The 13,469-nt window shown below is 69.1% G+C and carries 16 protein-coding genes and 3 tRNA genes; 11 read left to right on the top strand and 8 right to left on the bottom strand.

Going from position 1 to position 13,469, the window contains the following annotated elements; genetic code table 11:
- Positions 1 to 351: 351 nt before the first annotated feature.
- Positions 352 to 702 (bottom strand): hypothetical protein, encoded by a 351-nt coding sequence (locus tag ACFWBQ_RS29150; protein WP_385501985.1) that lies wholly within the window; start codon positions 700 to 702, stop codon positions 352 to 354.
- Positions 703 to 1,227: 525 nt separating this feature from the next.
- Here ACFWBQ_RS29150 and ACFWBQ_RS29145 point away from each other — a divergent pair.
- On the top strand, positions 1,228 to 1,578 hold the full coding sequence (locus ACFWBQ_RS29145) for a hypothetical protein (protein WP_385501981.1): 351 nt from the start codon (positions 1,228 to 1,230) through the stop codon (positions 1,576 to 1,578).
- A 263-nt stretch (positions 1,579 to 1,841) separates the two neighbouring features.
- Here the strand turns inward: ACFWBQ_RS29145 and ACFWBQ_RS29140 are convergent, their stop codons facing one another.
- A complete protein-coding gene (locus ACFWBQ_RS29140; protein WP_385501977.1) occupies positions 1,842 to 2,375 on the bottom strand; it encodes a hypothetical protein in 534 nt (177 codons plus the stop codon).
- 216 nt (positions 2,376 to 2,591) lie between these two features.
- On the bottom strand, positions 2,592 to 3,098 hold the full coding sequence (locus tag ACFWBQ_RS29135) for a cupin domain-containing protein (protein ID WP_385501973.1): 507 nt from the start codon (positions 3,096 to 3,098) through the stop codon (positions 2,592 to 2,594).
- A 229-nt stretch (positions 3,099 to 3,327) separates the two neighbouring features.
- On the opposite strand from ACFWBQ_RS29135, the gene ACFWBQ_RS29130 reads away from it, so the two are divergent.
- Positions 3,328 to 3,678, top strand: a complete 351-nt coding sequence (locus tag ACFWBQ_RS29130; protein ID WP_385501971.1) for a hypothetical protein — start codon at positions 3,328 to 3,330, stop codon at positions 3,676 to 3,678.
- Between the two features lie 234 nt (positions 3,679 to 3,912).
- On the opposite strand, the gene ACFWBQ_RS29125 is transcribed toward ACFWBQ_RS29130, so the two are convergent.
- On the bottom strand, positions 3,913 to 4,149 hold the full coding sequence (locus ACFWBQ_RS29125) for a cupin domain-containing protein (RefSeq protein WP_385501968.1): 237 nt from the start codon (positions 4,147 to 4,149) through the stop codon (positions 3,913 to 3,915).
- Positions 4,150 to 4,197: 48 nt separating this feature from the next.
- Here ACFWBQ_RS29125 and ACFWBQ_RS29120 point away from each other — a divergent pair, with 48 nt between their 5' ends.
- A complete protein-coding gene (locus ACFWBQ_RS29120; RefSeq protein WP_385501966.1) occupies positions 4,198 to 5,088 on the top strand; it encodes a helix-turn-helix domain-containing protein in 891 nt (296 codons plus the stop codon).
- Positions 5,089 to 5,170: 82 nt separating this feature from the next.
- Here the strand turns inward: ACFWBQ_RS29120 and ACFWBQ_RS29115 are convergent, their stop codons facing one another.
- Positions 5,171 to 5,827, bottom strand: coding sequence for an SDR family oxidoreductase (locus tag ACFWBQ_RS29115; RefSeq protein WP_385501962.1), 657 nt, complete (start codon positions 5,825 to 5,827; stop codon positions 5,171 to 5,173).
- Positions 5,828 to 5,861: 34 nt separating this feature from the next.
- Positions 5,862 to 7,121, bottom strand: coding sequence for an amidohydrolase family protein (locus ACFWBQ_RS29110; protein WP_385501961.1), 1,260 nt, complete (start codon positions 7,119 to 7,121; stop codon positions 5,862 to 5,864).
- Positions 7,122 to 7,445: 324 nt separating this feature from the next.
- Between ACFWBQ_RS29110 and ACFWBQ_RS29105 the strand changes: the two genes are divergently transcribed.
- From ACFWBQ_RS29105 to ACFWBQ_RS29080, 6 genes are all read left to right on the top strand, one after another.
- Positions 7,446 to 7,518 (top strand) — tRNA-Thr (locus tag ACFWBQ_RS29105).
- A gap of 45 nt (positions 7,519 to 7,563) precedes the next feature.
- A tRNA-Met gene (locus tag ACFWBQ_RS29100) sits at positions 7,564 to 7,636 on the top strand.
- Positions 7,637 to 7,725: 89 nt separating this feature from the next.
- Positions 7,726 to 7,890 (top strand): 50S ribosomal protein L33, encoded by a 165-nt coding sequence (gene rpmG / locus ACFWBQ_RS29095; protein WP_003956487.1) that lies wholly within the window; start codon positions 7,726 to 7,728, stop codon positions 7,888 to 7,890.
- Positions 7,891 to 7,992: 102 nt separating this feature from the next.
- Positions 7,993 to 8,445, top strand: coding sequence for a MaoC family dehydratase N-terminal domain-containing protein (locus tag ACFWBQ_RS29090; protein ID WP_385501960.1), 453 nt, complete (start codon positions 7,993 to 7,995; stop codon positions 8,443 to 8,445).
- On the top strand, positions 8,445 to 8,873 hold the full coding sequence (locus ACFWBQ_RS29085; RefSeq protein WP_385501958.1) for a MaoC family dehydratase: 429 nt from the start codon (positions 8,445 to 8,447) through the stop codon (positions 8,871 to 8,873). The genes ACFWBQ_RS29090 and ACFWBQ_RS29085 overlap by 1 nt, the downstream gene beginning before the upstream one ends.
- A gap of 235 nt (positions 8,874 to 9,108) precedes the next feature.
- A complete protein-coding gene (locus ACFWBQ_RS29080) occupies positions 9,109 to 10,164 on the top strand; it encodes a UDP-N-acetylmuramate dehydrogenase (RefSeq protein WP_385501956.1) in 1,056 nt (351 codons plus the stop codon).
- A 196-nt stretch (positions 10,165 to 10,360) separates the two neighbouring features.
- Here ACFWBQ_RS29080 and ACFWBQ_RS29075 read toward each other — a convergent pair whose 3' ends face one another.
- Positions 10,361 to 11,374 carry an adenosine deaminase gene (locus ACFWBQ_RS29075; RefSeq protein WP_385501954.1) on the bottom strand — a complete coding sequence of 338 codons (1,014 nt, stop codon included), beginning with the start codon at positions 11,372 to 11,374 and terminating at the stop codon, positions 10,361 to 10,363.
- A gap of 122 nt (positions 11,375 to 11,496) precedes the next feature.
- Positions 11,497 to 12,723 carry a pyridoxal phosphate-dependent aminotransferase gene (locus ACFWBQ_RS29070; protein ID WP_385501949.1) on the bottom strand — a complete coding sequence of 409 codons (1,227 nt, stop codon included), beginning with the start codon at positions 12,721 to 12,723 and terminating at the stop codon, positions 11,497 to 11,499.
- A gap of 213 nt (positions 12,724 to 12,936) precedes the next feature.
- Here ACFWBQ_RS29070 and ACFWBQ_RS29065 point away from each other — a divergent pair.
- Both ACFWBQ_RS29065 and secE read left to right on the top strand, forming a co-directional pair.
- Positions 12,937 to 13,009, top strand: a tRNA-Trp gene (locus ACFWBQ_RS29065).
- 106 nt (positions 13,010 to 13,115) lie between these two features.
- Positions 13,116 to 13,403: a preprotein translocase subunit SecE gene (gene secE / locus ACFWBQ_RS29060; protein ID WP_385501946.1), complete on the top strand. Its 288-nt coding sequence runs from the start codon at positions 13,116 to 13,118 to the stop codon at positions 13,401 to 13,403.
- Positions 13,404 to 13,469 lie beyond the last annotated feature (66 nt).

The following is a 13,469-nucleotide window of genomic DNA, read 5'->3' as shown; positions in this document are numbered from 1 at the left end:
CTGCTCGGTCAGCACGTCTTTCCGCGCCCGCGCCCAGACCTCTCCGTATCGGGTCTCCTGGAGCAGCCCGCCGCGGCTCGTCCGGAACAGCCGACCGTCGGGGGCAACGCCGTACGTGGCGATGTGCTGACGCTTCTGCCCACCCCTCCCCGTATCCGGTGTCCCTGGATCAGCCCACCGCGCTGTGTGCGGAAGAGCCGACCATCGGGAGCCACTCCGTAGGCGACGATGTGCCGGCGGAGCAGGGCGACCGGGTCAGGGGGGATCGGCACGGTGCTTGAGCCCGCACCGGTCTCGCTCGCTTCCTGCGAATGGTCGAAGCGGATGTGGTGGCGCCGTCCAGCTTCTTGGTCAGGGCATCGAGTGCAGCCCGTACGCGCATGCGGTCGGCCGGTGCGCGGATGCGGGCAGTGACTTGCGCTCGAACCAGGCAAGGACCTTGGCACCTTCAGGTGGGGGCTCCTCGGTACGCCGTGTCACGTTGAAGGCCCAGCTGTACAGCGCGGTGCGTACGGTCCTGGCGTCGGCCATGCCCTTGATATCTGTGACCAGCGCCGGCGCGATGGTCGCCATGGCTTCGGAGAGCGTCCGCCGGGTGGACCCGGGGGAGTGCGGCCACTTCAACTCGACGTAGTCGCGGGCGTGCTGGCGCCGGCTCACATCGTTTCGCTGGTGCAGCTCCCGGACAGGTACGTCCGTCACCTCATCAAAGGGTTCGCCTGCGTGGGATGCCCTGAGCAGGTCCGCCCGCCGGCCCTCGGCGAGCGTCTCGGTTCGGAACGTCTGCGCATGCGGGGTGTGCCCGGTCTTTCGGCGAAGCTCGGCAGAGGCCTGCCCGCGATCCTTCCGCCGGCGCACTGCCCGAAGCTCACGCCCGCCGTAGTTCACCGCCGTACGCCGGCCCTCTCGGAGCTGCCGAGTGGCCATCCATGAACGCCCACGAACGGCCACTCGCACAGTCGGAAAGCGAGCGGCACTGCTGGGAGGACGCCAGCTGCCGCTCGTCCGTCACCCGGCCGTAGTGCCAGCGGGTGAGCTCATACAGCGGTCGACGAACGGCCCCGGGTGCGCAACGCATTGCTCACCCGTTTGGCAGATACCGAGTGGCACGAATGGCGTAGTCGTCTGAGGCTTGTCTATACGCCTGGGAGTTGGACGATTCGAGCGAGCAACCAATTTTCCTTCGAAAGCGTTGGAACGCTGCCGCGGGAAATGACGGAGGTCTGTATGTCCACGCTCATCATGGAAGAGTCAAGGCCCATCGACGCGTTCCACCCTGATGACGGCTCGTACACGGCGTATCCCACCGCCACTGCGACCGTCCAGATCAAGGGCCTCCAGATCCCCCCTCCACCCGAAGGTTGGGACGTGTGTGTCCACGTTGGGCTCGCCCGCCACGAGGCTGAGCACGCAGAGATAGGGATCATTTCGGTGGCCAAGGTGGGCCTTGGGCCGAGTGTGACGTTCGACCCGTGGGAAACAGCGGCCTACGGCCAAATCCTGGGGTTCACGGTGGGGGCTTACGCCCGCCACGGCGCCATGCGGGGCTGGTGGCTCTGGCAGCTATGGAAGACCTGACACGGTGAAAGGCGGGCGAGGCGGCGATGGGCGTCGCGGGTGAGGTCCGCGGGCGTACGGCCCACTTCGTTCCCCTGCCAGGACTGACCCCACTGCCGGTCCACAGTGCCTATCAGGCGTACGGCGTCCCTCACCTGTGGCGATGGCAGTGGGGCAGCCTCGTGCACGGCTACGGGCTGTCCCTTCGCGGGACGGAGGCAGAGCAGTCGGCGGAGAAAGCCCACGTCAGCTGGTGCAACGGGTGCCCACTGCAAGGCTGCCGATTATCCGCAGGAGTCACAGACGCCCGTCGCCGGAAGCTCAACGAAGCAGCCGGTGCACACGGGGGGCGGTTCCGCGGTTCGGCCGCGCCGGCGCTCGATGGCTGCCTGATGCCTAGGAGCAAGAGCGGCGATCCCTCCGTCGGGAGGGAGGGTCGCGCCAAAACGCTGGTAGCAGGTCAGTCGCGCTTCGGCAGCATGCCGTTCGCGCTCCTCCACCCCGTGTACCGGCGGCTGTCCCGCGGCCTCCAGAACTTCCTTGTAGCCCACGCCCACCATGCCGTCGTCGGTGTGCACGACGAGTGCGGTCAGTGGCGGATCGCCTCTTCGGTGCGCTTCACGGACAACCCTTCCCAGGACAGGGCCAATCCAGTTGTGGAGCAGGGCCTTGGTGCGGATGCCTGACCTTTCCTGTATCTCCGCTGCTAGCTCCTTGTAGGTGATGACCGCGTGATACGTACGCGCCACATCGACCAGCACCGAGTAGGCCTCTTCCGCCCACCTCTCGCGGGCGTCCTGCGCGTTGTGGTGCCCCACTGTGCCCCCTGATGCCGCTGCTCGCCCGACAGCCGGGCCGCCGCGCTCCGGACGCGGTCACGTCCAATCCTGCCCGTCGGGCGGCCGGAGGTCATGGGGTTGAGCAAGCATGCGAGGCATGCATGTACGGACGCACGGCCCGCATGCGGTAGAAGGCTGCGCGGCTCAGGCTCGAGTCCATCGGCCGTGCCGTGTCATCCTGCCGGATCGGAGTAATTACTCACCGACGAGCTTGAGTTGGTACCTGTCGGTCAGCTCGGCGACCCACTCGTCCGAGAACTCGAGACCAAACCGTTTGCCCAGCTCCGCGCGTCGTTGGTTGAACTCTGCGGGATCGGCGGCCGTTTCGGCGAGCGTGCCCATCTCGTCGAAGAATCGCTCGAAGCCTGCCGGGGAGAGGATTTCCAGGATCCTCGCCGGTTCCGGTCCGGCGTTCCAGAAGGTGTGCGGGATCCCTCGTGGCTTGAGGATGTACGAGCCCGGACCCGCTGTGGCCTCCTGAGCGCCCACCCGTGCACCGACCCGGCCCTGCAGGACGTAGGAGAACTCGTCTTCACGGCTGTGCACATGTGGCGGCACGAGACGGCCCGGCTCGATCGGGTGCTCGACGATCGAGAACTGCTTACCGGTTTCCTCGGCCCAGATCTTGAAGTCGACCCCAATGCCCCCGAGCCAGATCGACTTTCCCTCGTCCGGTTCGACTACAAAGCGGAGAGCGTTCACGACGGCCTCCCGGATGTCGCTCCTACCACCTCATACCACTCTATTCCGGTCTCGGTCGCTGGTACCGCTGAACGACTCGGTGCGGCAGCCGTTGCGACAGCGTTGTGGCCGCCACGGGCGGCCGTCACCGGTGAGCGTTCACGGAACGGGGCCGACCGCGGCTCTTGCCGGCACACACCCGGGCATGCGCTGCTGGGTTCTTGAAATCGAACAGATGTATTATTCTGGTGTGGCTGAAACGTACGGCTTCCCCGACGACCTGCGCGCCGCGCAGCTCGACCTGCACCGAACGCGTGCTGAGTACGCGGCGCGGTGTCAGGCCATGCCGTGGTCGGCGATTCCGGAGCCCGGCCGGACGAGCGAGAAGCACGTACCCGGTGACCGGGGGGTGTCCCTTCCCGACAGTCCGGGCTGCACCGCCGGGCAGGCGGCGGAGGTGCAGAGGTTGCGCCGACGGCTGATCGATCTGTCGGTCACGGTGAGCACGCATCCGTACTGGGCGACCTCGACGACGGACGTGGTCGATGCGCGGATGGCGCTCGGGCCCGCCCATGAGCAGGCCGAGGACAAGGCGGCGTAGACCGTCGGCCCGCGTGTACCGCCCTGTCTCACCCGAATCCCACCCCTGTTCAGGGCGTGCCCCCAACTGCCCGGCACTGCTCGCAGTTCACTCCAGGGATTCGGCAGGCCTGGTCATCGGCCCGCCCGCGTCACCGGTGTTGAGAACCCCAGCCGGTTCGAGCAGCAGGATGGCTGTTTCCTCCTCGGCCACCGGGCGGTGCTCCACCCCGCGCGGCACCACGAACAGCTCGCCCTACTCCAGCACGACGTCGTCGGTTTCCCTGAGCTGGATGGTGAGACGCCCGCCGAGGACGAGGAACATCTCGTCGGTGTCCTCGTGGCTGTGCCAGACGAACTCCCCTTTCAGCTTGGCGAGCTTGACCTCGTAGTCGTTCAGGTCAGCGATCTTCTTCTGTGTCCACAGCTCGCTGAACAGTGAGAGCTTGTGCGTCAGGTTGATGGCCGACGTCGGCCTGATCGTGTTGCTCATGCCACGAGCGTGCCCCGCCGGATGCGGCCGGTCTTGTACGTTCCTGGCATGAGCAGCTCCACGGCGAGCCGACGACCCCGAACCCGGATCAGTGCCTGGCACCCGGGGGTCGCCGGGATCACCGAGGTCTTCCACGCCCACTTCACCGACCACGCCTACCCGGTGCACACCCACGACACCTGGGACTTGATGATCCTCGACGACGGCTGCGTGGACTTCGCCGTCGATCGCCGGCGGCACGGCGCCGCCGGGTCCGGCACGGTCGTCCTGCTGCCGCCCGGAGTGCCCCATGACGGCAGGACGGTCAACGCCTCGGGGTTTCGCAAGCGAGTGCTGTACCTCGACGCCCAGGTGCTGCCCGGCCGGCTCGCCGGGGCCGCGGTCGATGTCCCGGTCCATGCGGACGCGGCGCTGCACCGGCGCCTCCACCAGTTGCACCATGCACTCGATGCCGCAGGCGACGTGTTCGAGGCGGAGTCCCGGCTGGTGTTCGTCCGTGAACGCCTCCTGTCCCACCTCGGCGCGTCACCACGGTCCAGGACGCCGGGCCGTGAGGCGGGGCGGCTCGCCGCCGCCCTGCGCGAGCTCCTGGACTCCAGCCTCCGTACGGGGGTGACCCTCGATGAGGCGGCCGTGCTCCTGCGCGCCCACCCCACCCACCTCATCCGCTGCTTCCGACAGGCGTACGGGCTACCGCCGCACACCTACCTCACCGGACGGCGCGTGGAGCGGGCCCGGCTGCTGCTGCTTGCCGGGCAACGGCTTGCCGACGTCGCCCCGGCCGTCGGCTTCTACGACCAGGCACACCTGAACCGGCACTTCAAGCGCCACCTGGGTGTTCCACCCGGGCTCTACGCCGCAGGACGCAGCCGTGACCTGCGATCCCCGGCTCCTGCACCTGGCCGCAACGGCACCACCGCTGTCCTACGGACAACCTGAGCGCTGTCCGGACGCAAGGGCGGAGCGGCGACGCAGGTGCACGTGCCGTCCGGGAGCTGGACGATGCAGGAAGGGACGGGGATCAGTTCCCGGCGATGTCCTTCACCGCGACCGCCACCGGCACGTTCCCGGCGATCAGTTCCAGCGTCAGGCCCGCAGCCGCAGGAGTGTCCAGCAGCTCCACCAGAGCCGCGGCCACATCGTCGCGCGGGACCGGGCCGCGACCCGTCGAGGCGGCGAGCAGCACCTGGCCGGTGCCCGCGTCGTCGGTCAGCATCCCGGGGCGCAGGATCGTCCAGTCGAGCGCGGGCCTGGAGCGTACGTCGGCGTCCGCGGCACCCTTGGCGCGCAGGTAGACGTCGAACACCTCGTTGCCGGGGTGGTCGGCGTCGGCGCCCATCGAGGAGACGACGAGGTAGCGGCGCACCCCTGCCCGTTCCGCGGCGTCCGCGAAGAGCACCGCTGCGCCGCGGTCCACGGTGTCCTTGCGTTCGCTGCCGCTGTTCGGGCCGGCGCCGGCGGCGAAGACCGCCGCGTCCGCGCCGCGCAGGACCGCTGCGACCTCTTCGACGGAGGCCGATTCGAGGTCGAGGACCGAAGGTTCGGCTCCTGCCTCCCGGAGGTCCTCGCTCTGTTGCGGGTTGCGGATGATGCCCACCGCTTCGTCGCCGCGTGCAGCGAGCAGCCGCTCCAGCCGCAGTGCGATCTGACCGTGTCCACCTGCAATGACAATGCGCATGCTCACGACCGTACGCCGGAGCGTGCGTTTGCGCTCAAGGCCCGCCGCCGGGGCCGGAATCGGTACGTCCCTGGCGGGGGAGGTCCAGGGTGGTGGTCTCGGAGTCGCAGTACTCGCGTACCGCGCTGGTCCGCGCGACGACGCGTCCTCGGTGCACCACGATCCGGCTGTACGCGAGGGAGAGCACTCCGGAGAGCCGTTCTCCCCGTACGGCAAGCAGTTCGGCCGGGAAACCGGCTTCGATCCGTACGCCGGGCAGGCCCATGGCTGCTCTGGCAGCGCCGGAGACGGCGTCGTAGGCGTGCTCGGAGCCCAGGCCGCTCTGCGAGGCGAGCAGGTAGGCGGCCTCCAGGGGGTCACCGCGGCCGACGGGGTTCGTGGTGTCCCGCACGGCGCCGCTGCCTGCGGCGACGCGTACCCCTGCGGCGCGCAGCAGGGGTACGGGCGGGGTTCCGCGGTGTGCGGCGCCCGAGCAGTTGCCCTGGGGGAGGCAGATCACCGTTACGCCGGCGGAGGCGAGCCGGTCGGCGGTGCGGGAGGCAGCTTCGGCGGGGAGCCGGGAGAGGGCCGCACAGGGGCCGATGGAGACGCCTGGGCGCAGCCCGTGGGCCATGGCGGCGAGGCGGACCAGGTGGTCGGGGTCGTCACCGTCGGTGTGGAGGTCGACGGGGCGGCCGTGTGAGGCGGCGATGTCCAGGACGGTTTCGGTGTAGCCGTCCGGGTCGGGGTCGAGGCCGGGGCGGCCGCCGACGACGCCCGCGCCCATGTCCATGGCGTCGCGGAGCATGGCGAGGTTGCCGGCGCCCGCGGTGCCGGTGAGGAGCCGGGGCGCGGCGACGGTGACGATGTCGGTGAGTCCGCGCAGGGAGCGGCGGGCCTGGAGGACGGCTTCGAGGGGTGCGAGCCCTTCTCCGTCCCCGATGTGCACGTGGGTCCGCAGGGCGGTGGCGCCGTGGCTGAGCTGGATCAGGGCGGCCTCGGTGGTGCGGCGCCGGATGTCCTCGATGGAGTGGGGCGGGGGGCTGAGGCTGTCGGCGGTGAGTGCCGTGTCGCTGTGTGCGTGGGGTTCGGCGGGGGCGGGGAGCAGGAGGTAGCCGCGCAGGTCTAGGCGCGTGCCGTGGTCGGTGAGGGTGCCTGCGGTGGCGACGGCTTCGATGTGGGGGCCACGGATCCGTACGTCGACGGCGCGCCCGTCGGCGAGCCGGGCGCCGCTGAGGAGGAGTGCGCCTGCGCCGGCGGTGGCTCCGGGGCCCGTCGCGTTGTTGTCCGGCCGGTGCGGCTCGCTGTGGGGCATCGCACTCCAGGGAGAGGCAAGATCACGCAGAGTGGTTGGAGCCTATGGGGGTGTCGGGTGCGCTTGGAGGAGGCGCTGAATAGTCGTACTGCTGTGGTTCTGCGGTGTGTGCGGGGCGGGTGTGTTCGCGGGGGTTACCGGCCGGTGCGAGGCGGTGGCGCAGCCCCCGATCAGTCCCTGATCAGTTTCTGACCAGTCCCTGATCAAGGGCCTGATCAGGGGGTTGGGCGCAGGGTCGGCCAAGAGGCCGATCAAGGTCCGGGTGCGGGCGGTCGAAACGGATTTGGGCGATCGGCGAGGGACCGTGTAATGTCTTCCTCGCTCGCCCCAATAGCTCAGTCGGTAGAGCGTCTCCATGGTAAGGAGAAGGTCTGCGGTTCGATTCCGCATTGGGGCTCTGGTGATCGGGTAACCCCGCTTCGGCGGGGAGACTCGTCATCAAAGCGGTGTAGCTCAGTCGGTAGAGCAAGCGGCTCATAATCGCTGTGTCACCGGTTCAAGTCCGGTCACCGCTACTAACGGTAGCCGATTGTGGGGTCGGTCCTTCGATCGGCTACTCTTTTTTGCGTTCATCCGTCCATCCGTCCGTCCAAGGAGCACTCACGTGGCTGCCACCGACGTCCGCCCGAAGATCACGCTGGCCTGCGTGGAGTGCAAGGAGCGGAACTACATCACCAAGAAGAACCGGCGTAACAACCCGGACCGTCTTGAGATGAAGAAGCACTGCCCGCGCTGCAACTCGCACACTGCGCACCGCGAAACGCGCTAAAAACAGGCTCGTACACGAGGCCGTCCCCTTTGGGGGCGGCCTCGTGTCGTTGTATGGGTTGCGCTTGGCCCTATTCGACTTTCATCAGGAGGTAGCGAGCTCATGGCGCTCGACCAGTCCTTCGTGGGGCGGACCTATCCGCCCACTCTGGCGTACGAGGTCGGCCGGGAGAAGATCCGGGAGTTCGCGGAGGCGGTGGGTGACACCAATCCTGCGTACGTGGATCCGCAGGCCGCAAAGGCCCTGGGGCATTCGGATGTGATCGCTCCGCCCACGTTCGTCTTCTCGATCACCTTCAGGGCCGCGCGTCAGGTGGTACAGGATCCGGAGCTCGGTCTGGACTACAGCCGTGTGGTGCACGGTGACCAGAAGTTCGCGTACGTGCGTCCGGTACGGGCGGGGGACCGGCTGACGATCACCTCGACGATCGAGGGCATCAAGTCGATGGCGGGCAACGACATCGTGGACGTCCGCGGCGAGGTGCACGACGAGTCGGGTGAGCATGTCGTGACCGCGTGGACGAAGCTGGTGGCCCGTGCCGCCGAGGAGGCGTGATGACGGCGAGGATTGCGTACGAGGCGGTCGAGGTCGGTACGGAGCTGCCGGCGCAGTCGTTTCCGGTGACCCGGGCGATGCTGGTGCAGTACGCGGGCGCGTCGGGTGACTTCAACCCGATCCACTGGAACGAGAAGTTCGCGCGCGAGGTCGGTCTCCCGGATGTGATCGCACACGGCATGTTCACCATGGCCGAGGCGATCCGGGTGGTCACGGACTGGACCGGTGACCCGGGTGCGGTCGTCGAGTACGGGGTGCGGTTCACCAGGCCGGTCGTCGTGCCGAACGACGACACGGGTGCGGTGGTCGAGGTCAGCGGCAAGGTTGCCGCGAAGCTCGACGACAACCTGGTGCGGGTGGACCTGACGGCGATGAGCGACGGCAAGAAGGTGCTGGGCATGTCCCGCGCCGTGGTCCGGCTGGCCTGAGGTACGGGGCCGGCGGGAGCAGGGTGGGGCGCTCTCCTTCGGGGTGTCCCTCGCTCCGCCGGCGTGTGGCGCAGTGGCCGTCGCGAGCCCGTCGGTCCGGGTTCGGCGGACGGTGCGGCTGACGGACCCCGAGCCGGCCGAGGGCCGGACCCCATGGCCGTTTGACCTGCTGCCGTGCGTGTACGGTCCGTGGCCCCGCCCGAGCGGTGGGACCGCGGACCGTACTCTTGTCCCCGTGCAGGAACTCCACGATGCCCCCCTCGCCCCCCTGACCACCTTCCGGCTCGGCGGCCCCGCCAGTCGCCTTCTGACGGCCACGACCGACGCCGAGGTGGTCGCCGCCGTGCGTGAGGCCGACGAGAGCGGCACCCCGCTGCTGGTCATCGGCGGCGGCTCCAATCTGGTCATCGGCGACAAGGGCTTCGACGGAACCGCCCTGCGCATCGCGACCAAGGGCTTCGAGCTTTCGGGTACGAGGCTGGAACTGGCGGCCGGCGAGGTCTGGACCGACGCCGTGGCCCGTACGGTCGAGGCGGGCCTGGCAGGCATCGAGTGCCTCGCCGGGATCCCCGGGTCCGCCGGGGCGACGCCGATCCAGAACGTCGGTGCGTACGGGCAGGAGGTGTCCTCGGTCATCACCGAGGTCGTCGCCTACGACCGGTCCACCCGTGAGACGGTCACCGTCCCGAACGCCGCATGCGCGTTCTCGTACCGGCACAGCCGCTTCAAGGCCGAGCCCGACCGCTTCGTGGTGCTCCGTGTCCGTTTCGAGCTGGAAGAGGCGGGCGGGCAGTCCGCGCCTCTCCGCTACCCCGAGACGGCCCGTGCCATGGGCGTCGAGCAGGGCGATCGCGTTCCCGCCGCAGCCGCCCGCGAAACGGTCCTGAAGCTGAGGGCGGGGAAGGGCATGGTGCTCGACCCGGAGGACCACGACACCTGGTCGGCAGGATCCTTCTTCACCAACCCGATCCTCGACGAGGCGGAACACGCCGCCTTCCTCGCCCGCGCCAGGGAGCGCCTCGGCGCGGACGCCGCCCCTCCGGCCTTCCCCGCAGGCGAGGGCCGCGTGAAGACCTCCGCGGCCTGGCTCATCGACAAGGCGGGCTTCACCAAGGGCTACGGCACGGGCCCGGCCCGCATCTCCACCAAGCACACGCTCGCCCTCACCAACCGCGGCGGCGCGACAACCGATGATCTGCTGGCCCTGGCCCGCGAAGTCGTCGCGGGGGTTCACGAGGCCTTCGGAGTCACGCTCGTCAACGAACCCGTGACGGTCGGCGTCAGCCTGTAGCAGGGCCTGCAACCGAGGCCGGGCGTTCAGCGGGACGGCCGTGTCCGGACGGACGCCGACACCTACACCGCCGCGTCCCTGCTGCTGGCCCCCTGCGCCCGGCGCGCCGTCGCCTGCGAGACGGCACCCCAGGACAGGGCCCCGCAGCCGCTGGACGAGTTCGCCGCTTCGAACCGCCGCACCCTGCTGGGCGGAATCAGGTGGCCAGCCACGCGTCGACTCCGGCCAGCAGCTTCTCCCGGACTTCGACCGGTGCCGCCGACCCGCGTACGGACTGCCGCGCCAGCTCGGCCAGTTCCTCGTCGGTGAAGGCGTGGTGGCGTCGTACGAGGTCGTACTGGGCAGCCAGTCGCGAACCGAACAGCAGCGGGTCGTCCGCGCCGAGCGCCATCGGGACCCCCGCGTCGAACAGAGTGCGCAGGGGTACGTCCGCAGGCTTCTCGTAGACGCCCAGTGCCACATTGGAGGCCGGGCAGACCTCGCAGGTCACCCCACGCTCCGCGAGCTTGCGCAGCAGCCGGGGATCCTCGGCTGCCCGCACGCCGTGCCCGATCCGGGCCGCGCCGAGGTCGTCCAGGCAGTCCCGGACGCTGGAGGGCCCGGAGAGCTCGCCGCCGTGCGGGGCGGCGAGGAGGCCGCCCTCGCGGGCGATGGCGAACGCACGGTCGAAGTCGCGCGCCATGCCGCGGCGCTCGTCGTTGGAGAGTCCGAAGCCGACGACACCCCGGTCCGCGTACCGCACGGCGAGCCGTGCCAGCGTCCGGGCGTCCAACGGGTGCTTCATCCGGTTCGCCGCGATCACGACCCGGATCCCGAGCCCGGTATCGCGGGCCGCGCTGTCCACGGCGTCCAGGATGATCTCGATGGCCGGGATGAGCCCGCCGAGCAGCGGGGCGTACGAGGTGGGGTCGACCTGGATCTCCAGCCATCCGCAGCCGTCCGCGACATCCTCCATGGCGGCCTCGCGCACGAGCCGCTGGATGTCCTCGGGGGAGCGCAGGCAGGATCGCGCGATGTCGTAGAGGCGCTGGAATCGGAACCAGCCGCGCTCGTCGGTGGCCCGCAGCTGAGGCGGCTCACCACTGGTCAGCGCCTCGGGGAGGCGCACCCCGTACTTGTCCGCCAGTTCGAGCAGGGTGGTGGGCCGCATCGACCCGGTGAAGTGCAGATGCAGGTGGGCCTTGGGCAAAAGCCGTACGTCACGCTCCATTGAAGGATCTTGCCGCACATGGGGCGTGTCGCGGTAGCCCGATCCCCTCCTGAGGTACTGCTCGAACAAAGAAGTGGCCCCCGGCCGGAGCCGGGGGCCACCTTTCCGCAGAGGTACGCGGGTCAGTCGCGGGCCTCGCCCAGCAGCTTCTGGAGCCGCGAGACGCCCTCGACGAGGTCGTCGTCGCCCAGCGCGTACGACAGCCGCAGGTAGCCCGGCGTACCGAAGGCCTCACCCGGTACGACGGCTACCTCGGCCTCGTCCAGGATGAGGGCCGCGAGCTCGGCCGAGTCGGCCGGACGCCTGCCCCGGATCTCCTTGCCGAGCAGCGCCTTCACCGACGGGTAGGCGTAGAACGCGCCCTCGGGCTCGGGGCAGAGCACGCCGTCGATCTCGTTGAGCATGCGCACGATCGTCCGGCGGCGGCGGTCGAAGGCGGTCCGCATCTCGGCGACCGCGTCCAGCGGGCCGGAGACCGCGGCCAGCGCGGCGACCTGGGCGACGTTGCTGACGTTGGACGTGGCGTGCGACTGGAGGTTGGTCGCGGCCTTGACGACGTCCTTCGGGCCGACGATCCAGCCCACCCGCCAGCCGGTCATCGCGTAGGTCTTCGCGACTCCGTTGACCACGATGCACTTGTCGCGCAGCTCGGGTACGAGCGCGGGGAGCGAGGTGAACTCCGCGTCGCCGTAGACCAGGTGCTCGTAGATCTCGTCGGTCAGGACCCACAGCCCGTGATCGACGGCCCAGCGGCCGATCGCCTCGGTGTCGGCCCTGTCGTAGACGGCGCCCGTCGGGTTGGACGGCGAGACGAACAGGACGACCTTCGTGCGCTCGGTGCGGGCCGCTTCGAGCTGCTCGACGGAGACCCGGTAGCCGGTGGTCTCGTCGGCCACGACCTCGACCGGGACGCCGCCCGCGAGACGGATGGACTCGGGGTAGGTGGTCCAGTACGGGGCGGGGACGATGACCTCGTCGCCCGGGTCCAGGATGGCGGCGAAGGCCTCGTAGATGGCCTGCTTGCCACCGTTGGTCACCAGGACCTGGGACGGCTCGACCTCGTAGCCGGAGTCGCGCAGCGTCTTCTCTGCGATGGCGGCCTTGAGCTCGGGGAGCCCGCCTGCCGGGGTGTAGCGGTGGTACTTCGGGTTGGAGCAGGCCTCGATCGCGGCGTCGACGATGTAGCCGGGGGTCGGGAAGTCGGGCTCGCCGGCGCCGAAGCCGATCACCGGACGCCCAGCGGCCTTGAGGGCCTTGGCCTTGGCGTCGACGGCGAGGGTGGCGGACTCGGAGATCGCACCGATGCGGGCCGAAACCCGGCGCTCGGACGGAGAAGTTGCAGCGCTCATGCCCCCATGCTCGCAGACACGATTTACCGTCGGCACAGGGGTTTCAGGGACCGGACAGGACTCGGACAGCATCCGGACAGGACCGGTCGGTAGTTGTCTGTTCGACGCGGCGCCCCTGAGCACGTACACTCACCTGTCGTTGGCCTTCATCAGCCGCACCGTTTTTGCACCCGGCCCACCGGGGAAGATGCGGTAGGTTGGTGAAAACCACAAAGGGTCGTAGCTCAATTGGTAGAGCACTGGTCTCCAAAACCAGCGGTTGGGGGTTCAAGTCCCTCCGGCCCTGCTACACACTCCTTCGCCAGGATGTGTGCGCATGTACGTACTTCAATGCATCGCCGTGCGGCTCCACCGGGCGCGGCACGGCCACGACCCGGAATCAGGTGAGTAGCGTGACGGACGCCGTGGGCTCCATCGACATGCCTGATGCCGATGATGAGGCCCCCGAGTCGAAGAAGAAGACCCGGAAGGGCGGCAAGCGCGGCAAGAAGGGCCCTCTGGGCCGGCTCGCGCTGTTCTACCGCCAGATCGTTGCCGAGCTGCGCAAGGTCGTCTGGCCCACTCGCAGCCAGCTGACGACGTACACGTCCGTGGTGATCGTGTTCGTCGTCGTCATGATCGGTCTTGTTACCGTGATTGACTTCGGTTTCGCGCGGGTCATCAAGTACGTCTTCGGCTGATCCCCGCGGAGGGCGCCTCACAGGCGCCCCTTTCGCATGTTCCACCCATTTGTATCCAGGAAGAAG

The organism is Streptomyces sp. NPDC060035, from assembly GCF_042736635.1.
Lineage (GTDB): Bacteria > Actinomycetota > Actinomycetes > Streptomycetales > Streptomycetaceae > Streptomyces.
Note: the sequence above shows the minus strand (reverse complement) of the source record. Positions and strands in the feature narration are given on the sequence as shown.